The 20,390-nt window shown below is 73.1% G+C and carries 21 protein-coding genes and 1 pseudogene; 11 read left to right on the top strand and 11 right to left on the bottom strand.

The features are described from left to right. Nucleotides 1-85 precede the first annotated feature (85 nt). The 3 genes and pseudogenes from ACIP5K_RS29210 (at nt 86) to ACIP5K_RS29200 (ending at nt 1,879) form a co-directional block, all read left to right on the top strand. Entirely contained in the window at nt 86-1,051 is a 966-nt protein-coding gene (locus ACIP5K_RS29210) for a pirin family protein (RefSeq protein WP_401414278.1), read from the top strand. Nucleotides 1,052-1,352: 301 nt separating this feature from the next. Next, nucleotides 1,353-1,535: pseudogene (locus ACIP5K_RS29205) on the top strand (hypothetical protein); the annotation flags it as partial. Then, a complete protein-coding gene (locus ACIP5K_RS29200) occupies nt 1,535-1,879 on the top strand; it encodes a hypothetical protein (RefSeq protein WP_401414277.1) in 345 nt (114 codons plus the stop codon). The pseudogene ACIP5K_RS29205 and the gene ACIP5K_RS29200, both read left to right, overlap by 1 nt. 237 nt (nt 1,880-2,116) lie before the next feature. Here ACIP5K_RS29200 and ACIP5K_RS29195 read toward each other — a convergent pair whose 3' ends face one another. Further along, the gene (locus ACIP5K_RS29195) at nt 2,117-2,698 is read right to left on the bottom strand and encodes a TetR family transcriptional regulator (RefSeq protein ID WP_401414275.1); all 582 of its coding nucleotides are present in this window, start codon (nt 2,696-2,698) and stop codon (nt 2,117-2,119) included. 202 nt (nt 2,699-2,900) lie between these two features. Between ACIP5K_RS29195 and ACIP5K_RS29190 the strand changes: the two genes are divergently transcribed. Continuing rightward, on the top strand, nt 2,901-3,251 hold the full coding sequence (locus tag ACIP5K_RS29190; RefSeq protein ID WP_401414273.1) for an antibiotic biosynthesis monooxygenase family protein: 351 nt from the start codon (nt 2,901-2,903) through the stop codon (nt 3,249-3,251). 520 nt (nt 3,252-3,771) lie between these two features. On the opposite strand, the gene ACIP5K_RS29185 is transcribed toward ACIP5K_RS29190, so the two are convergent. From ACIP5K_RS29185 to ACIP5K_RS29175, 3 genes are all read right to left on the bottom strand, one after another. Beyond that, entirely contained in the window at nt 3,772-4,125 is a 354-nt protein-coding gene (locus ACIP5K_RS29185) for a hypothetical protein (RefSeq protein ID WP_401414271.1), read from the bottom strand. Nucleotides 4,126-4,585: 460 nt separating this feature from the next. After that, nucleotides 4,586-4,999 carry a hypothetical protein gene (locus tag ACIP5K_RS29180; protein WP_401414269.1) on the bottom strand — a complete coding sequence of 138 codons (414 nt, stop codon included), beginning with the start codon at nt 4,997-4,999 and terminating at the stop codon, nt 4,586-4,588. 51 nt (nt 5,000-5,050) lie between these two features. After that, nucleotides 5,051-5,848, bottom strand: coding sequence for a serine protease (locus ACIP5K_RS29175; RefSeq protein ID WP_401414266.1), 798 nt, complete (start codon nt 5,846-5,848; stop codon nt 5,051-5,053). A gap of 347 nt (nt 5,849-6,195) precedes the next feature. On the opposite strand from ACIP5K_RS29175, the gene ACIP5K_RS29170 reads away from it, so the two are divergent. After that, nucleotides 6,196-7,197 (top strand): NAD-dependent epimerase/dehydratase family protein, encoded by a 1,002-nt coding sequence (locus tag ACIP5K_RS29170; protein ID WP_401414263.1) that lies wholly within the window; start codon nt 6,196-6,198, stop codon nt 7,195-7,197. Between the two features lie 21 nt (nt 7,198-7,218). Here the strand turns inward: ACIP5K_RS29170 and ACIP5K_RS29165 are convergent, their stop codons facing one another. After that, nucleotides 7,219-8,331, bottom strand: coding sequence for a sensor histidine kinase (locus tag ACIP5K_RS29165; RefSeq protein ID WP_401414260.1), 1,113 nt, complete (start codon nt 8,329-8,331; stop codon nt 7,219-7,221). Nucleotide 8,332: 1 nt separating this feature from the next. Continuing rightward, nucleotides 8,333-9,079, bottom strand: a complete 747-nt coding sequence (locus ACIP5K_RS29160) for a response regulator transcription factor (protein ID WP_401414258.1) — start codon at nt 9,077-9,079, stop codon at nt 8,333-8,335. Nucleotides 9,080-9,182: 103 nt separating this feature from the next. Between ACIP5K_RS29160 and ACIP5K_RS29155 the strand changes: the two genes are divergently transcribed. Genes ACIP5K_RS29155 through ACIP5K_RS29145 form a run of 3 tightly spaced genes read left to right on the top strand, consistent with a single transcriptional unit; the run spans nt 9,183 to nt 11,265 of the window. Then, a complete protein-coding gene (locus ACIP5K_RS29155) occupies nt 9,183-9,920 on the top strand; it encodes a glycosyltransferase family 2 protein (RefSeq protein ID WP_401414256.1) in 738 nt (245 codons plus the stop codon). Continuing rightward, the gene (locus ACIP5K_RS29150) at nt 9,917-10,537 is read left to right on the top strand and encodes a DUF2064 domain-containing protein (protein WP_401414254.1); all 621 of its coding nucleotides are present in this window, start codon (nt 9,917-9,919) and stop codon (nt 10,535-10,537) included. The genes ACIP5K_RS29155 and ACIP5K_RS29150 overlap by 4 nt, the downstream gene beginning before the upstream one ends. Continuing rightward, the gene (locus ACIP5K_RS29145; protein ID WP_401414252.1) at nt 10,534-11,265 is read left to right on the top strand and encodes a methyltransferase domain-containing protein; all 732 of its coding nucleotides are present in this window, start codon (nt 10,534-10,536) and stop codon (nt 11,263-11,265) included. The genes ACIP5K_RS29150 and ACIP5K_RS29145 overlap by 4 nt, the downstream gene beginning before the upstream one ends. 349 nt (nt 11,266-11,614) lie before the next feature. On the opposite strand, the gene ACIP5K_RS29140 is transcribed toward ACIP5K_RS29145, so the two are convergent. Next, complete coding sequence (locus tag ACIP5K_RS29140; RefSeq protein ID WP_401414250.1) at nt 11,615-12,838, bottom strand: molybdopterin-dependent oxidoreductase; 1,224 nt, start codon at nt 12,836-12,838, stop codon at nt 11,615-11,617. A 114-nt stretch (nt 12,839-12,952) separates the two neighbouring features. Between ACIP5K_RS29140 and ACIP5K_RS29135 the strand changes: the two genes are divergently transcribed. After that, a complete protein-coding gene (locus ACIP5K_RS29135) occupies nt 12,953-14,281 on the top strand; it encodes a hypothetical protein (protein ID WP_401414248.1) in 1,329 nt (442 codons plus the stop codon). 178 nt (nt 14,282-14,459) lie between these two features. Next, complete coding sequence (locus tag ACIP5K_RS29130) at nt 14,460-15,509, top strand: glycoside hydrolase family 19 protein (protein ID WP_401414539.1); 1,050 nt, start codon at nt 14,460-14,462, stop codon at nt 15,507-15,509. Between the two features lie 79 nt (nt 15,510-15,588). On the opposite strand, the gene ACIP5K_RS29125 is transcribed toward ACIP5K_RS29130, so the two are convergent. From ACIP5K_RS29125 to ACIP5K_RS29110, 4 genes are all read right to left on the bottom strand, one after another. Further along, the gene (locus tag ACIP5K_RS29125) at nt 15,589-17,688 is read right to left on the bottom strand and encodes a xanthine dehydrogenase family protein molybdopterin-binding subunit (protein ID WP_401414245.1); all 2,100 of its coding nucleotides are present in this window, start codon (nt 17,686-17,688) and stop codon (nt 15,589-15,591) included. 97 nt (nt 17,689-17,785) lie between these two features. Continuing rightward, nucleotides 17,786-18,766 carry an FAD binding domain-containing protein gene (locus ACIP5K_RS29120; RefSeq protein ID WP_401414243.1) on the bottom strand — a complete coding sequence of 327 codons (981 nt, stop codon included), beginning with the start codon at nt 18,764-18,766 and terminating at the stop codon, nt 17,786-17,788. After that, nucleotides 18,763-19,329, bottom strand: a complete 567-nt coding sequence (locus ACIP5K_RS29115) for a 2Fe-2S iron-sulfur cluster-binding protein (RefSeq protein ID WP_401414240.1) — start codon at nt 19,327-19,329, stop codon at nt 18,763-18,765. The genes ACIP5K_RS29120 and ACIP5K_RS29115 overlap by 4 nt, the downstream gene beginning before the upstream one ends. 178 nt (nt 19,330-19,507) lie before the next feature. Then, a complete protein-coding gene (locus tag ACIP5K_RS29110) occupies nt 19,508-19,894 on the bottom strand; it encodes a hypothetical protein (protein ID WP_401414239.1) in 387 nt (128 codons plus the stop codon). A 159-nt stretch (nt 19,895-20,053) separates the two neighbouring features. Here ACIP5K_RS29110 and ACIP5K_RS29105 point away from each other — a divergent pair, with 159 nt between their 5' ends. Continuing rightward, nucleotides 20,054-20,326: a hypothetical protein gene (locus ACIP5K_RS29105; RefSeq protein WP_401414238.1), complete on the top strand. Its 273-nt coding sequence runs from the start codon at nt 20,054-20,056 to the stop codon at nt 20,324-20,326. The last annotated feature ends 64 nt before the right edge of the window (nt 20,327-20,390 follow it).

The following is a 20,390-nucleotide window of genomic DNA, read 5'->3' as shown; positions in this document are numbered from 1 at the left end:
CCGCGCCGGGCGGGCGCGGGGCCCGGTGGGGCGATTTCCCGTCGCCCGACTGACGCGGCACGGCCGCGGGGCTAGGTTGTCGGGCATGAGCAATCTTGATCGCGAGGCGGTTCCCTCGGTGTGCGGCGGCCGCGGCTTCGTCGTCGCGGAACCGGTCCGCGAACTCCTCAGCCCGCGGCACGTGAAGCTGGGCGAGTCCACCGAGGTGCGCCGGCTGCTGCCCAATCTGGGCCGCCGGATGGTCGGGGCCTGGGCGTTCGTCGACCACTACGGCCCGGACGACATCGCCGGCGAGCCCGGCATGCAGGTGCCGCCGCACCCGCACATGGGGCTCCAGACCGTGAGCTGGCTGCACGAGGGCGAGGTCCTGCACCGCGACTCGACGGGCAGCCTCCAGACGATCCGCCCGCGCGAGCTGGGCCTGATGACGTCGGGCCGGGCGATCTCCCACTCCGAGGAGTCGCCCCGGGAGCACGCCCGTCTCCTCCACGGCGCCCAGCTCTGGGTCGCGCTCCCCGACGCCGACCGGCACACGGACCCGCGCTTCGAGCACCACGCGGCCCTCCCGACGGCGACGGCCCCCGGCCTGACCGCGACCGTCATCCTGGGCTCACTGGACGGCTCGGCCTCCCCCGGCACCACGTTCACCCCGATCGTCGGCGCGGACCTGTCGCTCACCGAGGGCGCCGACGTCCGCGTCCCGCTGGAGCCGGACTTCGAGTACGCCGTCCTGTCGATGTCGGGCGAGACCCACGTCGACGACGTCCCGCTGCTCCCCGGTTCGATGCTCTACCTGGGCTGCGGCCGCACCGAACTCCCCGTCCGCGCCGCCTCGGACGCGGGCCTGATGCTCCTGGGCGGCGAGCCGTTCGAGGAGGAGCTGGTGATGTGGTGGAACTTCGTCGGCAGGTCGCAGGACGACATCACTCAGGCCAGGGAGGACTGGATGAGTGGGTCACGATTTGGGGATGTGAAGGGGTACGACGGAGGACGGCTGGATGCGCCCGAGCTGCCGCCGGTGCCGCTCAAACCACGGGGTCGAGTACGTTGAACTGGACTTTCCCAGTCTGACCTCACAAAGTCGAGCGGGTGACCGGGGCGATCTGCTCGGCTTCGCTTCACCTCGATCGCAAACACCTCTCGCAGCGCCTGGGGCAACGTCTTCGAGTCGCAGGTTTCGCCACCTGTAGGCAGCTCTAGTCAGACTGATGCTGACCCAATGCCGACTTTCGTGACGCCCCGTCAGTTCTCATTCAGCTTCCGAACTACGCTCGCTCGCAGCATGCCGAGCTTCTGCTTCTCCAGCCCAGGCGGTACAGCAATGCTCAGGGAGGGGGAGCCGAACCAGCACAGCACTGGTCGGCGCCGTCGCCGTCAGCGCAGGCGTTTGGGCCTGGGGTCACCACTCGGGCGGTCACCAGGCCGAGGCGAACGGGAAGAAGGGCGTGCTGGTCAGCGCTGGCGCGGCCCTTCTGCTCGGCGCGGCCAACGGCGTGGTCGCCTTCTTCTCGACGCTCGGGACGCAGGTCCACTGATGGCTCAGCACTCCACCCACCCCGGCGGCGTATCTCGCATGCGCCGCCGGGCGCTGCTCGGCATTGCCGTCCTGGCGGTCCTCGTCGCACTCGCCGACCTGGCCGCTTACCCCACCCGCGACGACCGAAGCCCCTCCGACACTGCTGCGCCACCGCCGAGTTCGCCCACGGCGTCCCCGCCGTCCGCGGCACCGTCCGGGCCGCACACCCGGCCCCGCGCTCTCCCCGTTCCGCCGAAAACCCACGACCCGATCACGCACGGCAAGGCCGCCGCAGAGGCGCTGTGGTCGTACAACACCCGCGCGTTCGACTGGATCGAGGCCTTCCGCCAGGGGAAAAAGTGAAGGTATATATAGCTTCGCCGCCCACCACGCGAGAGCCTGCGCCCCCCGCGTGACCCGGCAGTGTCCATCGCAGCTTCCGGGACGGGTGCCGGTCCGGGGTACGGGGCCCGAAGATGCGGCTGCACCCTACGGGCTCGTGCCTGTCGACATCGTGCTGCCCGGCGACGAGTCTCCTTCCCCGTGGAGAGCCCCCGCCGTGACCGAGGTCGCCGATGGTCAGTGCCCTCCACGCTTTGTTCAGGGTGTGGGCGCGGTGAGATATCGCTGGATCGTGGGTCCGAGCCAGTCCACGATCTCCTCGCGTCCGAGCGACACACTCGCCGGGAAGCGCAGTACGTAGCGCGTCAGGGCGAGCCCTAGCACGGTCGACGCGCACAGCGCCGCCCGCGCCGGTGCCTGCTCCGGGTCAGGGCCCAGTCGGCGTGCCAGCGGGATCAGCTGGTCGCGCAGCACGCTCTGCATGCGATCGGCGGCGGCCGCGTCGGTGGCGCCGACCCGCATCAGTGCGGTGAGCTCGCCGTTCTCCTCCCACAGGGTGAGGAAGCGGCGTACCAGCGTGCGGCCGATCTCCTCGCCCGGTTCGAGAGGCAAGCCGGGCAGGCCGGGGTCGATCGCGACGGCGGCCGCGAACAGGCCCGCCTTGTTGCCGTAGTAGCGCATCACCATCGACGGGTCGATCTTGGCGTCGCGCGCGATGGCCCGGATGGTCGCCTTCTCGTAGCCGTCGGCCGCGAACCGCTCGCGGGCCGCGGCGAGGATCGTGGCGCGGGTGGCGTCGGAACGCCGTGCGGCCTGCTGGTTCTCCGTGGTACTGGTCACGCCAACAAACATAGGCCAACGCGCGTTGACGAGTCCAGAGTCCACGAACCGAAGCTCGCCAACATCTGTTGACCAACGGGCGTTGACAGCCCAGAGGTGCGGCCGTAGGTTTGCCAACACGAGTTGGCCAACACCCGTTGGCGTGCATCGTCAGACCCCTCGTGCCACAGGTAGCAACCGTTAGTGAGAGGACGTACCGGAAATGGTTAAGCTGCAGAGTCTCGACCCGAACACCCCGATGTTCGCGCAGTTCAAGGAGAAGACCGGGCCCATCGTTCTGGCCAACACCTTCGTCGTGCCGAAGGAAAGGGCGGAAGCATTCCTGGCCCTCTTCCACCGGCAGGCTGAGTTCATGAAGGCCCAGCCGGGATTCGTCTCCCTGCGGATGCACAAGGGAACGGCTGACAGTCAGCTTCTGATGAACGTCGCCGTCTGGGAGTCGACCGAGGCACTCGCCACTGCGTTCGCCAGCCCGGAGTTCCAGCGCATGGTGGCTGAGTCCCCCGACGACATCGTGTCCTACCCGCACATCTTCGAGCAGATCGACGTGTGACACGGCAGCCGTCGCCGGGGGGGCAGAGCGGCCGCAAACGGGGCCCTGCCTCCCCGGGCAGGCGGCCCCACCTCGTGGACCGTGAGACCAGCGGCCCGGGGCGGATCACGCCCTCACTGGTGACAGCGACATCGCGTGCGTAGCCGGGGCGATGCCGGTCGGCCATGTCGGTGCCCGTTCCCCCGTCTGCCATCTGCAGGACAGCACTGCGAAGCACTTCTGCTCCGCGGGTCCACGGATGCCCCGAGTCAGGCGGCCGTGTCCGCCCCGGCCGCGCCCGCCGCCGAACCCTGCCCCACTCCCGCCTGAGCATCAAAGGAGAAGCGTCATGTCGCTGAAGAACGTCAACACCGCCCTGGCTGCCGTCTGCGCCCTGTTCGTCCTCTAGCCTTGGGGTCGGGTGCGCTGAGCCACTTGTGCCGGACGTGATCCAAGTGATGGAACGGGTCCTCCCCCAGCAGCGCCCAAGCCCCTTGAGGCGAGGCAGGTTGTGCGAGATGACCCTGTTGTGGAGGGTCGACTACTGACCTTTGACTCGCCGGAAGCGACACCCGATGCTGTTGTCCGGGTCGTCGCCAGGAATCTGAAGGAGAATCAGACCGCCATGGTCCGAACGCAGGAGGGACAGCTGTTCACCACCGGCGCTCGTCTCCACGTTGAGAACCTGACTGCCGCCCAGGGTGTCCAGCGTCCAACTCCCTCGGCCGTCCTCCCAGCTGGTGATACGGGACTCGTCCACGCTGAAGTTCTTGGCCCAGTGTGCGAACCTGGCTGAACCCTGCCGGTCCAGCACGAGTGAACTGTCACACGACTCGCCGGCGTGCCAGCGGCCCACGAGGTCCGCGCGGTGCACATCCGTCGCTTCAGCCTCCATGCACCCGGTCGTGAGACCGAGACTCGCGCACAGAAGAGCTGTCACTGCGCAACGCCGCTTCATCCATTCCCCCGCCATGCGATGACGAGTCGGACACGACGCGGCCGCGGTCGGCGTGTCCAACTCAGGAGTCCAAGATTCTTCTACGGGAGGACGTGCCTGCCGCCTCGTTCACTCCGGCACGGCCGCTCACCCCGCGCGGATGTCGCCGCCTTTCCCCCCTGCGGCGGGCGATGCAGCATTACGCTAACACGGAGTTGAACGTGTTCAAACAAACCCACTGAGGCGTTCGTGACACGATCGCGCGACCCCTCAACTGACCTTCAAAGCGTGGGCGACGAGCACCCGGTCATCGCTCACGACCTGCGGGTCAGTGTCCGGTCGGTGCAGCTGTGGCGCAGGGCCTGGTCAAGGCATGGTCCTCACTGAGCGTCGTCCCGTAATCCCACGAGGCTGAGGGTCATGCCGTGTCCGGGTCCGCGCCGATGACACCGGCCGAGCGAAGCGAACGTCCGAGGTCTCCGGTGAGGATGCGGGGGTGGCGCCGCCACCACCACAGGTCGGGGCCAGGCAGCCTGTGGAACTGATCGAGTGCGTGGCCGTCGTCGTCGAGGGTCGCGGCCTTGTACCGCGCGTCCAAGGCCCTGACCCGCGGGGTCCAGAGCTGGACGACGTATTCGTCCAGCAGGAGCCACGCCTCGTGCAGCCAGTTTCGGCAGTACAGGTCGTTGGTGTACGCGTAGATGTCGTCGCCGTAGCCGCGTTCGACGGCGCCCACCAGGGCAGCCCACGCGTTCACCCTTTCAGCGACCGTGAACGCCGTCCTCCAGCCGCGTTGGTGCAGCAGCTCTCCCACCTCGGTCTCCGTAGCCACGGGCGTGAGGCTCTCATGCCGAATCCGTCCGGGCGACCGAGATGTGTCAGGTCAGAGGCCGGTCCTGGTCGTGATCCAGGCGCGGTAGGCGCCGACGCCGGTGAATACGGACGGGTACTGTCCGCTGCAATTGGAGACGCCCCAGCTGACGATGCCGACCACCCGGCCGGTCTGGGCGAGCGGGCCGCCGCTGTCGCCCTCGCACGCGGACAGGTGGGCGGCTCTGTCGTAGGTGCAGACGTGCGTAGTGTTGATGTTCTGTCCGGGCCAGCGCAGTTGGCACTCGGACACCGGCAGGATGGTCACGGTGGCCTGCTGGAGGGTGTTGGGCTCCGGGCCGCTCCCGCTGAGCAGGCCCCATCCGGTGAGCACCGCGCTGCCGCTGGGGGGATCGGTGGCGGCCGGGAGGGCGATCGGCTGAATCTGCGGGGTGTAGCTGATCGGGGTGCTCAGCTTCAGCAGCCCGATGTCGTTCGGTAGGCCGGGGGCGTTGGGCGCGTAGTCCTGGTGCGGGATCAACTCCCGTACCGGGTACGCCGTCCCCGCGGGGTCGAGGGTGTTCGACCCCGCGACCACTCTGGTCCGGGAGGCGGTCTGGCCCGACAGGCAGTGGGCCGCGGTCAGCACCCACTGCTGGCCGATGATCGATCCGCCGCAGGTGTGGTACCAGCGGCCTGAACTCTGTACCTGCAACGACACTTGATACGGATACGTGCCCGCCGGGGCGTCCGTCCCGCCCACCACCGCGCCCGCCGGGCCCGTACCGCCGGCGATCAAACCGGCCGTCAGGAGCGCCGCTCCCAGACCGGCCGCCAGTATGCGTCCGAGCCGCTCGACCGTTCGCGTCACGTCCCCCACCGCCCCACCCGTATCCGCGCCCCGCGCCCCTCCTCGCAGGGGCGTCCACCCCGGAGCCTGGCCCAGTCGACGCGGCGTCCACAAGCAGTGAATCGGGCGCTTTCGCTGTACACGTTCGGCCTGGCGGTCAAGCGACTTGAGGCCACCCCGCCGGAGTCACCGGCCTGCTAGCGGGCGCTGCCCGCGCGGTGCCGCCGAAGGCGCCGCGACGTTCCAGGGGGGGGGAGAAAGCCGGGGCCCGTCGTCTCTTCAAGGCCCCTCCCCCGGTGTCTTACGAAGCGGTGACGTGCGGGCCGCGTCCGCGTGGCGTCGGCGGTGCCGGTCCTACCGTGGGCGGCATGCGTGTACTGGTCACCGGCGGTGCCGGGTTCATCGGGTCCCATGTCGTCGACGTCCTCGCGGAACGCGGCCACGCCCCGGTCGTCTTCGACGTGCGCGACCGCGCGGCGGACGACGTCCGCGACGTGCACGCGGTGCGTGCGGCGCTGGTCGGTGTCGACGCCGTCTGCCATCAGGCGGCGATGGTCGGGCTCGGCGACGGGGTGGCCGACGCCGCGGCGTACGTCTCCCGGAACGATCTCGGCACGGCCGTGCTGCTGGCCGAGATGGCGGCGGCCGGTGTGCGCCGGCTCGTCCTCGCGGGGTCGATGGTCGTGTACGGCGAGGGCAGGTACCGGTGCGCGGCGCACGGGGTGGTCCGGCCGGGGCCGCGCGCGGTGGCGGACCTGGAGGCGGGTCGCTTCGAGCCCCGATGCCCGCGCTGCGGCGACGCCCTCTCCCCCGGCCTGGTCGGCGAGGACGCGCCGCTCGATCCGCGCAACGTGTACGCGGCGACGAAGGTCGCCCAGGAGCACCTGGCGTCGGCCTGGGCCCGCTCGGCGGACGCGTCGGCGGTGGCGCTGCGCTACCACAACGTGTACGGCCCCCGGATGCCCCGCGACACCCCGTACGCGGGCGTCGCCTCGTTCTTCCGCTCGGCCCTGGCCCGCGGTGCGGCGCCGCGGGTGTTCGAGGACGGTGCCCAGCGGCGGGACTTCGTGCACGTACGGGACGTGGCGCGGGCCAACGCGGTGGCCCTGGAGGCGGATGTCCCGGCCGGGGCGTGTGTCGCGTACAACGTCGGCAGCGGTGAGCCGCACACGGTCGGTGAGATGGCGGCCGCGCTGGCGAGGGCGTGCGGTGGACCTGATCCCCAGGTCACGGGCGAGTTCCGGCGCGGCGACGTCCGGCACGTGACGGCGGACTCCTCGTTGCTGCGCGCGGAGTTGGGCTGGCGGCCGCGGGTCTCGTTCGACGCCGGGGTGCGGGAGTTCGCGCACGAGCGGCCGCCGGCGGCCTGAGGCGACGCGGGGGCGGGCCGCTCAGGGCTTGGCAACGGGGAGCGTCACCTCGAAGCGGCAGCCGCCCGAGACGTTGCGCACCGACGCCCGCCCCTGGTGGGCCTCCACGATGCCGCGGACGATGGCGAGGCCGAGGCCCGCCCCGGCGGGCGGGGTGCGGGCGGCCGAACCGCGCCAGCCCGCGGTGAACACCTGGGGCAGGTCCTGTTCGGGGATGCCTCCGCAGGCGTCGGTGACGGAGAGGGTCACGCCGTCGGTCGAACGCTCGGCGGCGACGGCGACCGTTCCGTCGGGCGGGGTGCGACGGATCGCGTTGACCAGGAGGTTGCCGAGCACGCGGCTCATCTCTTTGCCGTCGACCTCGACGGGTACGGCGTCGACGCGGCCCCCGTCGAGCCGGACCCCGAGCTCGCGGGCGAGCGGGTCGACGCCGGCGAGGGCGTCGCCGACGAGATCGTAGACGGACATGCGGGACGGGCTGAGGGCGAGGGTCCCGGCATGGATGCGGGAGAGCGCGAAGAGGTCGCCGACCATGCCGTCGAGGCGCTCGACCTCGGTGCGGATCTGCCGCAGGTAGCGGTCGGGGTCGGCGGCGACCCCGTCCTCCAGCGCCTCGGCCATGGCGCGCAGTCCGGCGAGTGGGGTGCGCAGGTCGTGTGAGATCCAGGCGACCAGTTCGCGGCGGGAGTTCTCCAGGGCGCGCTCCCGCTCGCGGGAGCGGGTGAGCCTGTCGCTCGTGGCGGCCAGTTCGCGGCTGAGCGCGTCGAGTTCCGCTGTGGCGGGTCCGGTCGGTGTGGTGAAGTCGCCGCCGTCGCCGAACGACCGTGCCGCGTCGGCCAGTTCACGGCTGTGGCGCACCACCCGGCGGCCGAGCAGCAGCGCGGTGGCGAGCGAGACGACGGCGGCCATCGCGACGACGGTGGTGACCACGGTGAGGTCGTGCGGGGAGAGGAACATCGCCCAGGCGACGGCGAGGGTGCCCGCGAGCATGGCGCCGACCGCGACCGAGGCGACCACGGCCAGCGACACCGTCAGGGAACGGCGCCTGCTGAGCCGCAGCACGGCGGCGCCGGCCAGCCCCGCGGCGGCCGCGCCCGCGAAGGCGTACAGGGCGATGAGCAGGATGTCGCGCACGTCAGCGCTCCGTCGCCGGGTCGGCGGTTTCGAAGCGGTAGCCGACGCCCCACACCGTCTGGATCAGGCGGGGGTGTGCCGGGTCGTCCTCGATCTTGCCCCGCAGCCGCCGTACGTGGACGGTCACGGTGGACAGGTCGCCGAAGTCCCAGCCCCACACCTCGCGCATGAGGTCCTCGCGGCTGAAGGCGCGCCCGGGGTGGGCCAGGAAGAACGCGAGGAGGTCGAACTCGCGCAGCGTCAGGTCGAGCGGGCCGTGGTGCTTGGTCGCGCGGCGGGCGGACGCGTCGAGGGTGAGTCCGCCGGCGCTGAGGGTGCGGGGAGCGGTGCCGGGACGGGCGCGGCGCAGGACGGATGCGACGCGTAGCACGAGCTCGCGGGGGCTGAACGGTTTGGTGACGTAGTCGTCGGCGCCGACCTCCAGGCCGAGGATGCGGTCCTCCTCGTCGCCGCGTGCGGTCAGCATGATGACCGGTACGGGGCCGCGCTCGCGGAGTCTGCGGCACACGTCGAGGCCGTCCATGCCGGGCAGCATGAGATCGAGGACGACGAGGTCGGGCCACCGGCGGGCGGCCAGCGCCAGGGCGGTGGGGCCGTCCGGGGCGCGCTCGGCGCGGCAGCCCGCGCGCTCCAGGTAGGTCACGACGACCTCGGCGACGGTGGCGTCGTCCTCGACGACCAGGACGCGGGCGCCCGCCGCGCGGGAGGGCGCCGCGGTCTCGGCGGACGGGTGCGGGGGCTGGTGCATGCCTCAAGGCTGCCACTCGCCGCGGCGGGCGCCGCACGGCTCAGGGGGACGTCCTTGTTTCGTAAGACGGTGACGCCCGCTTTGCCGGTTTCGCGTTCGTAGGGTGAGTGCCGTGACTGACTCCCCTCCCCCGCCTGAGACCTCATCGGTGCGCCCGCCGGCGCCGGTCGACGTCGTCCTGCCCTGCCTGGACGAGGCCGCCGCGCTGCCCTGGGTGCTGGAACGCGTCCCACCCGGCTGGCGCGCCATCGTCGTCGACAACGGCTCCCGGGACGGTTCGGCCGGGATCGCCCGCGCCCTCGGGGCGAGCGTGGTGCACGAGGAGCGGCGCGGGTTCGGCGCGGCCTGCCACGCGGGGCTGCTCGCCGCGACGGCGGAGATCGTCGGGTTCTGCGACTGCGACGCCTCGCTCGATCCCGGGCTGCTGGCGCCGTTCGCGGCCGAGGTGCGGGCGGGCGCCGCCGACCTGGTGCTCGGACGCCGCCGCCCGCAGGCGCGCGGGGCCTGGCCCGTGCACGCGCGGGCCGGGAATCTGGCGCTGGCCCGGCTGCTGCGCCGGCGCACCGGCCTGCGCCTGCACGACCTGGGTCCGCTGCGCGCGGCCCGCCGCACGGCGCTGCTGGGCCTGGGCGTCACCGACCGGCGCAGCGGCTATCCGCTGGAGACGGTGGTGCGGGCGGCGGACGCCGGCTGGCGGATCGTGGAGCACGACGTGGCGTACCTGCCGCGTACGGGCGTCTCGAAGGTGACCGGCACCTGGCGCGGGACGGCGCAGGCGGTGCGGGACATGAGCCGGGTGCTGGCCGCGCCGGGCGGCCCGGTGGCGGGAGGCGCCCGGTGACCACACTGCTCGTCGTCGCCAAGGAGCCCCGGCCCGGCCGGGTCAAGACCCGGCTCACCCCGCCGTTCACCCCCGCCGAGGCCGCGGGTCTCGCCGAGGCGGCGCTGCACGACACCCTGCGCGTCGTCGCCGGGACGCCGGCGACGCGCCGCGTGCTGGTCCTGGACGGGCGGCCCGGCGGCTGGCTGCCGCCGGGCTTCGACGTCGTACGGCAGTGCGCGGGTGGTCTCGACGAGCGGCTCGCGGCCGCGTTCGCCGCCTGCACCGGGCCCGCGCTGCTGATCGGCATGGACACCCCGCAGGTCACACCCGAGCTGCTGGACGGCGCCCTCGACGGGTGCGACGCGTGTCTGGGACCGGCCGAGGACGGCGGATTCTGGGCCCTGGGGTTCACCGAACCCGACCCGTCGCTGGTCCGGGGAGTGCCCATGTCGACCGCGACGACCGGACACGTACAGCACCGACGCCTCGTGGACGCCGGCCTGCGGGTGCGGACGCTGCCCGCGCTGCGGGACGTGGACACGGCCGGCGACGCGGCGGCCGTCGCCGCGCTCGCCCCGGGCACGCGCTTCGCCCGCGCGCTGGCCGCCACGGCGGCGAAGGCAGCCGCCCGGTGACCGCGGTGCGGGATCCGTCCCGGCCGCTCACCTGGTCGGGCGACGATCCGTACGCACGCGCCCTGCGCAGCGGACGCGGCCCCCTGTTCCTGCGCCGTGTCGACGGCTGGCTGCTGCCGCTGGACGTGGAGCGCTGGTGCGCCACGGCGGATCCGGTCGATCTGGACGTCCTGGCCCGCTGCCCCGGATCGGTGCTCGACATCGGCTGCGGCCCGGGACGCCTGGTCGCGGCGCTGGCCGCACAGGAGCGGCGGGTGCTCGGCATCGATGTGAGCGGGGCGGCGGTCGCCCACACGGTCCGGCGCGGCGGGCACGCGTTGCGGCGCAGCGTGTTCGCACCGGTGCCCGGCGAGGGCGCGTGGGACAGCGCGCTGCTCCTCGACGGCAACATCGGAATCGGGGGCGACCCGTCCGCCCTGCTGGGCCGGGTCGCCGAACTCGTCACCGCCGACGGGGTGTTGCTCGTCGAGACGGCCGCCGTGGACGTCGACGAACGCCACGAAGTGGAACTGATGCCGGGTGGTACCGGGGACTCGTTCCCCTGGGCGCGGCTCGGCGCCCCGGCGCTGCGCCGCCACGCCCGGCGGGCCGGATGGCGGGCCGAGGATCAGTGGTCGGCGGGCGGCCGGAACTTCGTCCTGCTGCGCCGCGCGCCCCGCCGGACGAGCAGGACGAGCGCGCTGCCCGCGAAGAGCGCGGCGGTGATCAGCAGCCAGCGGGCGAAGTAGCCGCCGCCGGACAGGGTGGTGGCCGACCGGTAGCGGTCGGCCACCCTCGCGCTGATCATCGGGGACCAGATCAGCAGCAGGAGTCCGGACAGCAGGGCGGGCACGCGCACGTACCCGGCAGCGGGCCGGGCGGCGCCGACGCCGTCGGTGAGCCGCAGCAGTCCCCTGTCCAGGGCCGAGTACAGCGGCAGCAGCAACAGATCGTGCAGGAGCGCCGCGCCGACGAACCAGAGGGCGACGCCGACGAGGTCGCCGTCGAGCAGGCGTGTCCCCGCGTAGGCGGCGAGCGCGGACGAGGAGCACAGCAGCAGGAGGTGCACGGGGCTGCCCAGGGGCGGGCGTCGACGCATCAGAGCTCTCCGAAGGTGATCCGGGCGACCCACTTGGTGTGGAGCACGCCGGGTGCGGCCGGTACGACGATCCGTGCCGGGTAGCCGTGATCGGGCGTCAGGGGCGCTCCGTTGACGTGGAGGGCGAGCAGGCTGCGCGGATCGGCCACCTGGTTCGAGCGCAGCGCGGCGCGGCGGAACGAGCCGTGCGCCTGGAGCGAGGCGACGAGCGCGTCGGTGGCGGGCTCGGCGCCGACGAGTGCGGCCAGGTCACGCAGCCGCACCCCGTGCCACCGCTGGTCGGATGTCGACCATCCCTCGACGCAGGCGATCGGCAGGGCGGCGCCGTGCCGGGGCATGGCCAGGAGGGCGGCCCGGCTCAGCCGGACCGTGCCGCCCGGGCCCGTCACCGTCAGACGCCACACGTCGTCGGCTGTCTCCCGCGCGTCGATCCGCGCGTAGGCGGCGGTCTTGTTGATCTGAAAGGCGCCGGGGCCGTGGCCGGGTTCGGCGCCGCCGTGCGGGGCGAGCAGCGCGGTGCGGCGCACCGGCCCGTCGAAACTGCGGCCGGCCGTGGTCGCGAGCAGCAACAGCGACGCCCCGCCGACCACACCGAGCGCTCCGCGCCGGGTCACGCTCGGGGCGTCCGGGGCGGGGGCGGACAGCGTGTCGTCGTCCCCGTCCCGTACGCGGGACAGGTTCCGCAGCGCGAGCGGCAGCTTGAGGGCGGTGTGCGCGAGGAAGGCGGCGAAGAACACCCAGGCCCCGTAGAAGTGCAGCCGGTAGAAGGAGCCCGGGAACACGTAGTCGAGCTGGATGTTGAGGATGCCGGTCGTGAACTCGAACAGCGCGCCGCCCACCAGAAGCAGCAGGGAGAGCCGCTCCAGGGCGTGGGCGAGGGACCGGGCGGGCGGCAGCGCGAACAGCCGCGGGACGACCGACCACAGCTTGGCGAGCAGCACCGGGACCAGGGTGGTCCCGAGCGTGACGTGGACTCCCTGGGTCAGGCGGTACAGCCAGTGCGGGCCGGTCGGCCAGGCGGTCAGGTAGAAGCCGAGCAGGCCCTTGTCCGGGGTCTTGTCGTTGACCGGCGACAGGTTCGGGTTGTACGCGGCGTACGACACGAGTCCCGTCACGAACAGGACGGTCATGCCGCCGAGCAGGACGATCCCGAGCACGGCGGTGAACCGGCCGTCACGCAGCGGGCTGCGCCAGAACGCGGGGGACGAGGGAGTGCGTGCCATGACTGGACCGTAGGACGCGCACGGCGCGAGAAGTGCCGTGCGACTCATGACGAAACGCTGACGTCGGTGCGCCTCCGCCGCCGTCCGGCGATCTTCGCGCCTAGCGTCGTCGGGGTGAAGCCCCCTCGATTCCGCGATGCCGTCCGCGACGTGCGGGCCGTGCTCGTCGCCGCGCTCCTCGTCCTCGCTGCCGTCCTCGTCGGACGGCACATCGAGGGCACCGCCCACACGCTGCATGTCGGCTGGCCCCCGCTGTACGCGGAGTGGGGCCCGCACCGGGGTCCGGGCACGCCCGCCGCCCTGCTCGTCGCCGCCCTCGTGGTGGCCCACGGCCCGCCGCTCGCCGCCCGGCTCCGCTGGCGGCGCCTTCTCCTCGCCGCGTGGGCCGCCTCCCTGATGTGGATCTGGTCCCTGGCCCTCGTCGACAGGTGGCGGCGCGGCGTCGCCCAGCGGCTCACCACCCGCTACGAATACCTGCGGGTCATCGACCGCTTCGACGACATCCCCGCCACGCTCCGGGACTTCACCCACCACATCCTCCTCGGCGCTCCCGACCACTGGCCGCCGCACGTGGCCGGCCACCCGCCCGCCGCCACGCTGACCTTCGTCCTCCTGGACCGGATCGGCCTGGCCGGCGGCGGCTGGGCCGGCGCCTTCGTCATCACCGCCGCGTCGACCGCGTGCGCCGCCGTGCTGATCGCCGTGCGTGCGCTGGTGGACGAGGAGACGGCGCGCCGCGCCGCGCCCTTCCTCGTGCTCGCTCCGGGCGCGGTGTGGATGGGAGTGTCCGCCGACGGGTACTTCACGGCCGTCGCCGCCTGGGCCCTGGCGCTGCTCGCCCTCGCGGTGACGGGACGCCCGGGGTGGGGGTGCGGCGCGGGACTGCTGCTGGGCCTGACCGTCTACCTCTCCTACGGTCTGACGCTCGTCGCGCTCCTGGCCGGCGCCGTTCTGCTGCTGGGCCGCGCCCGCCTGCGGCCCCTGCTCCTCGTGCTGCCGGGCCTGGCCGTCGTGCCCCTGCTGTTCACCCTGCTCGGTTTCCAGTGGTGGGAGGGGTACCGCATGCTCACCGAGCGCTACTACCAGGGAGCGGGCGGCATCCGGCCGTACGGCTACTGGGTGTGGGCCGATCTCGCCTGCACGGCACTGATCACCGGTCCCGCCACCGCGGCCGGGCTGCGCCGCACGACCTCGCCCCTCGTGCGGGTACGCGGCGGCCGCACCCCTGACGTGCGGCTCGCCGTCCTGGTGGCCGCGGCCGGTCTCTGTGTGCTGGCCGCCGACGTGTCGGGCATGAGCAAGGCGGAGACGGAGCGGATCTGGCTCCCCCTCGCCCTCTGGCTGCTCCCGGCCTGCGCCCGCCTCCCCCGCCCCCGTCTCTGGCTGACGGGCCAGGCGCTGCTCGCACTCACCGTCAACCACCTGCTGTGGACGGGCTGGTGAGGCCGCACCCGCCCCCCCCCCGGAAGCAGTGTCAGAGCGGTACGCCAGTACGTCGCGAACGGCCCTATCCAGTCAGGTGATTGGTCTGAACCTTGACAGGTCCAGACCAACCCGGTTCAGTCTGTTGGGATCCCACTCACCTCCCAGAAGGAGTGGTCGCGTGTCGAGACAACGGCTCATAGCTCTTCTCACCGCACTGGCGGTCGCGGTAGGACTCGCCATCCTCGTGCCTTTCGCATCCACCGCCTCCGCCGCCTCCTGCGCCACGGCCTGGAGCTCGTCCTCGGTCTACACCGGCGGGACGACGGCGTCGTACAACAGCCACAACTGGCAGGCCAAGTGGTGGACCCAGGGCGAGACGCCCGGCAGCACCGACGTCTGGGCCGACCAGGGCGCCTGCGGCGGCGGGACCGGCGGCACCGGCGGAAGCTGCGCCTACCCGGCGTGGGCCGCGGGGCACGCCTACGCGGCCGGCGACATCGTCAGGTACACGGACGGCAACTACTACATCGCCGAACACGACAACCCGGGCTACGACCCGGTCATCAGCACCTGGTACTGGGACCCGTACAGCTGCACCGGCGGTCCGACCACTCCGCCGTCGAACGGCTCCTTCGTGGTCAGCGAGGCCCAGTTCAACCAGATGTTCCCGAACCGGAACTCCTTCTACACCTACAGCGGTCTGACCGCGGCCCTGGGCGCGTACCCCGGCTTCGCGAAGACCGGCAGCGACACGGTCAAGAAGCAGGAGGCGGCGGCCTTCCTCGCCAATGTGAGCCACGAGACCGGCGGCCTCGTCCACATCGTCGAGCAGAACACGGCCAACTACCCGCACTACTGCGACACGAGCCAGTCCTACGGCTGCCCCGCCGGCCAGTCCGCCTACTACGGCCGCGGTCCCATCCAGCTCAGCTGGAACTTCAACTACAAGGCGGCGGGCGACGCCCTGGGCATCGACCTGCTCCACAACCCCAACCTCGTCCAGACCGACTCGGCCATCGCCTGGAAGACCGGCCTGTGGTACTGGAACACCCAGAGCGGCCCCGGCACCATGACCCCGCACAACGCCATGGTCAACGGTGCCGGGTTCGGGGAGACCATCCGCAGCATCAACGGCAGCATCGAGTGCAACGGCGGCAACCCCGCGCAGGTGCAGAGCCGCATCAACGCCTACCAGTCCTTCGTCTCGATCCTCGGGGTGCCGGCGGGCAACAACCTCGGCTGCTGATCCTGCCGGGACCGTTCAGGCCACGGCGGTGGAGGCGCGAAGAGGGGCTCCGGACCCGCTGTCCGGGGCCCCTCCCTTCTCAGAGGCCGGCCGCGAGCAGCCGGTCCGGGGTGAGGGGGAGGTCGCGCAGGCGCAGGCCGGTCGCGTGGTGGACCGCGTTGCCGATGGCGGCCGCCGTGCCGACGATGCCGATCTCCCCGATGCCCTTGCTGCCCATGGGGTTGAGGTGCGGGTCGTCCTCGTCGATCCAGTGCGCCTCGATCTCCGGGACGTCCGCGTGGGCGGGGACGTGGTACGAGGCGAGGTCGGACTCGGTGAAGTCGCCGAAGGCGGCGTCCATCGTGCTGCCCTCGGTGAGGGCCATGCCGATCCCCATGGTCATGCCGCCGATGAACTGCGAGCGTGCGGTACGGGCGTTGAGGATGTGCCCCGCGGCGTACACGCCGAGCAGACGGCGGACGCGGACCTCGCCGGAGACGGTGTCGACCGTGACCTCCGCGAAGTGGGCGCCGAAGGCGTGCCGGGCGAAGGCGCTCTCCGCGTCGGCGGTGCCCTCCGTGTCGGCGTCGGCGCCGACCCCCTCCGCGGGCACGGGGTCCGTCCTCCCGGCGAGCCGTGCGGCCAGACGCGTGCACGCCTCGTGCACCGCCCAGCCCCAGGACGCGGTGCCGGACGACCCGCCCGCCAGCGGGGCGGACGGCAGATCGCTGCTGCCGATCTCGGTGCGGACCGCGTCCAGCGGCGCGCCGAGCGCGTCGGCCGCGATCTGGGCGAGGACCGTGCGCGCGCCCGTGCCGATGTCGGTGGCGTTGACCTGGACGACGTACCGGCCGTCGGGCAGCGCACGGGCGCTCGCCCGCGACGGCGAGACGAGGACCGGGTAGGTGGCCGAGGCGACTCCGGTGCCGAGGAGGAGCGGGCCCCGGCCACGGGCGCGTGGGCGCGGGTCCCGGTCGTGCCAGCCGAAGCGGCGGGCGCCCTCGCGCAGGCACTCCGTCAGATGGCGGCTGCTGAACGGCAGGCCGCTGCCCGGCTCGGTGTCGGTGTCGTTGCGCACGCGCAGGGCGACCGGGTCCATGCCGAGTTCGGTGGCGAGTTCGTCCATCGCGGACTCCAGCGCGTACATGCCGGGCGCTTCGCCGGGGGCGCGCATCCAGGAGGGGCTGGGCACGTCGAGGGGCACGACCCGGTGGGTGGTGCGGCTGTGGGGCGAGGCGTACATGGTCCGGGCGGGGGTGGCCGCCTGCTCCACGAACTCCTTGACGCGCGAGGTGTGCGTGGTCACCTCGTGGCTGACCGAGAGGAGGGCGCCGTCGCGGTCCGCCGCCAGCCTGACGCGGTGCAGCGTCGGCGCGCGATGTCCGACGACGGCGGGCAACTGCCGCCTGGGCAGCACCAGTTTGACGGGCCGGCCGGTCGCGAGGGCGGCCATGGCGGCGAGGACCACATGGGGCCTCGGGGTGCCCTTGGAGCCGAAGCCGCCGCCGACGTGCTCGGAGACGACCGTGATCCGGTCGCGGGGCACGTCGAAGAGGCCGGCGAGCGTGTCGCGCACGGTGGTGGCGCCCTGGCTGGAGTCGTGGACGGTCAGCCGGCCGTCCTCCCAGCGGGCGGTGGCGGCGTGCGGCTCCATCGGGTGGTTGTGCAGGGGCGGTACGCGGTAGGCGACGTCGACCCGGGCCGGCGCGGTGCGGAAGGCGCCCTCGGGGTCTCCGCGGAGCACTTCGCCGGGGGCTCCGGCGTTCGCCTCGTCGGGGACGTACGCGTCGGGGTGGTCGGTGCGCAGGGTGACGTCGTGGGGTTCCTCGCGGTACGTGACGTGCAGGGCGGCGGCGCCCGCGCGCGCCGCCTCCGGGGTGTCGGCGACGACCAGGGCGACGTACCAGCCACGGTGCGGCACCCGGGCGTTCTGGAGGACGAAGAGCGTCGGGTCGTCCGGCTCGGTGAGGCGGGGCGCGTCCTCGTGGGTGATGACGGCCCGGACGCCCGGCTGGGCGAGCGCGGCGGTCCGGTCCACGGCGCCGACCTGCCCGGAGGCCACCGTGGCGGGCACCGGCCGGGCGTACAGACAGCCGTCCGGGGTGTGCTCGGCGGCGTAGCGGGCGGCTCCGGTGACCTTGTCGCGGCCCTCCCTGCGCTCGGCGGGAGCGCCGAGCGCGGGGGCGCTGGTGTCCGTCATGCGGTGTCTCCCTGGGCGGTCGGTCGTACGGCGGGCGGAGCGGCGCGCGGGCCGGTGCGGGGGCACGGGGCGGAGCCCGGCGCGGCGGGGCCCGGGGTCACGGGGTCAGGCGGTGCAGGACGTCGCGTGCGAGGCGGTGCGCGAGCCCGACCTTGAAGGCGTTGTCGCGCAGGGGTTCCGCGGCGTCGAGTTCGGTGTCGAGGGCGGCCAGGAACGCGGCGTCGACGGCGGGCCCGCCCACCAGCGCCTCCTCGGCCCGGCGAGCGCGCCAGGGCCGGTGGGCCACACCGCCGAACGCGATCCCGGCGTGCCGGACGACGCCGTCGCGCACGTCGAGCACCACGGCGACGGAGGCGAGCGCGAAGGCGTACGAGGCCCGGTCGCGGGCCTTGCGGTACGCGGACGGGAGGCCGGACGCGGCGGCCGGGAGGACCACCCCGGTGATGAGTTCGCCGGGGGCGATCTCGGTGTCCTGGTCCGGGCGGTCGCCGGGCAGCCGGTGGAACTCCGTCACGGGAAGGGTGCGCTGTCCGTCGGGCCCGCTCAGTTCGACACGTGCGTCGAGCGCGGCGAGCGCGACGGCCATGTCGGAGGGGTGGGTGGCGACGCACTGCGCGGAGTGGCCGAGCACCGCGTGGTCGCGGTGGACGCCTTCCCGCGCGCCGCAGCCGGTGCCCGGTTCCCGCTTGTTGCAGGGTTTCGACGGGTCCTGGAAGTAGGGGCAGCGGGTGCGCTGGAGGAGGTTGCCGCCGGTCGTGGCGATGTTGCGCAGCTGGCCCGACGCTCCGGCGAGGAGTGCCTGGGCGAGGACCGGATGGCGGTCGCGGACCAGGGGGTGGGCGGCGAGATCGCTGTTGCGGACCGTGGCGCCGGCCCGCACCGAACCGTCGGGCAGCTCCTCGACCGCGCCGAGGGGCAGGCCGCTGACGTCGACGAGGGCGGCGGGCCGCTCCACGCCCAGTTTCATCAGGTCGACGAGATTGGTGCCGCCGCCCAGGTACCGGGCGTCCGGCCGGCCCGCGTGGGCGGCGACGGCCTCTTCGACGGTGCGTGCGCGCATGTACGAGAACGGCTTCACCGGGTCACGTCCTCGACGGCGTCGACGATGTGCGGGTAGGCGCCGCAGCGGCACAGGTTCCCGCTCAGCCGCTCGCGGATCTCGTCCCGGGTCAGCGCGACGGGGGCGCCGGTGGCGTCGGCGGGAGCGGTGACATGGGAGGCGTGGCCCGCCGCGGCCTCGGCGAGGGCGCCGACCGCCGAGCAGAGCTGGCCGGGCGTGCAGTAGCCGCACTGCAACGCGTCGCGGTCCAGGAACGCCCGCTGGAGGGGGTGCGGCGTGTCGGCGCCGGGCCCGGCGAGCCCTTCGACCGTGACCAGGTCGGCTCCGTCCTGCGCGACGGCGAGGAGCAGGCAGCTGTTGGCCCGGCGGCCGTCGATCAGAACGGTGCAGGCGCCGCACTGCCCGTGGTCGCAGCCCTTCTTCGTGCCGGCCAGGCCGAGGTGCTCGCGCAGCGCGTCCAGGACGGTCGTCCGGTGGTCGACGGTGAGCGCGTACGTCTCGCCGTTGACGCGCAGCGTGAGGGCCGAGCCGGTCGGCGGGCCGCCGGGCGGGGCGGGTGGTGAGCCGGGGGACGTGTCCACGGGGAGCCTTCCGCGTGTTCCTGTGGGTGCCGGTACCCGGTGCGCAGGACTCCCGGCAATGGTGCTGGCCTCTCCCAGCCTGGGCCAGGAGCGGCGTTCCGGCACGCCGAGCGGCCACGCTGCGTACGGTCGGTCGGTCCCCGGGCCCCCCGGGGAGCCCGGAGGGGGCCCGGGGGCTTCACGCCTCTTCCCTCGGTTCCGTGCGGTGATCGAAGTACGCCCACACGAAGATGCCCACCACGGCGACGAGGCCCACCGCGGCGCACCGGAGCCCGATCGGCGCTCCCCGGGTGAAGTAGCCGGTGGCGCCCGCGGCCACCGCACCCGCCATCATGATCATGCGGCTGGCGAAGTTCTGTCCCGGGCTGCTGCCCCGCTCCAGGAACAGCCCGCGCGCCGCCGCCTTCGCCGGGCGCCGCGCACCGCGCCGCCGCTTCGCCCGCAGTTCCAGGCCGTACCCGATCGCCATGTACAGCACGATGACGCCGGCGAGGACGGCCCAGTCGGCCGGACCGTCCAGAGAGTTCCCGCGCGCCATCACCGGGGACCACATCGCCCTCTCCATACAGACTCCTTCATCGGTACCCGGGTGCTCCTGCACGCCCTCGGGGTTCCGATCCAACTACCCTCATATGGAAGTGAGTTGCCTTCGGTGCACCGCTCCGTCCAGGCGACTCCCGGCGGCGCCGGACGGCTCCGGCGCCGGGGGTCCTAGGGTGCCGTCATGGCGATCCACTACTCGACGTTCGTGCTCCCGCCCACAGCCGAACGCCCCGCGCGCGTACCGATGGTGCTCCTCTTCGCGGACAGCGCCCGGGAGATCGGGACGATCCCGCTCATCACCTCGGTGCACCGCGTGGAGGACGAATTGACGCCTTATCGCCGCGCGACCGCTGTGCTGGATCCGCTCGCCGTGAGCGGTGCGTGGGCGCGCGCGGTGCGCAAGGACTACGGCGGTGGGGGCCCCGGGGGCAGACAAGGGGCGGCCGGGGCATAAGGGGATGGAGAGCCCGCGGCGGCAGGGCGCAGGGCGGGAGGACCGGTCGGCGAGCAACTACCGA

Origin of the sequence: Streptomyces sp. NPDC088785, from assembly GCF_044750685.1 — a bacterium.
Lineage (GTDB): Bacteria > Actinomycetota > Actinomycetes > Streptomycetales > Streptomycetaceae > Streptomyces.
The sequence above is the reverse complement of the archived record's forward strand: the minus strand, read 5'-3'. Positions and strand labels throughout refer to the sequence as shown.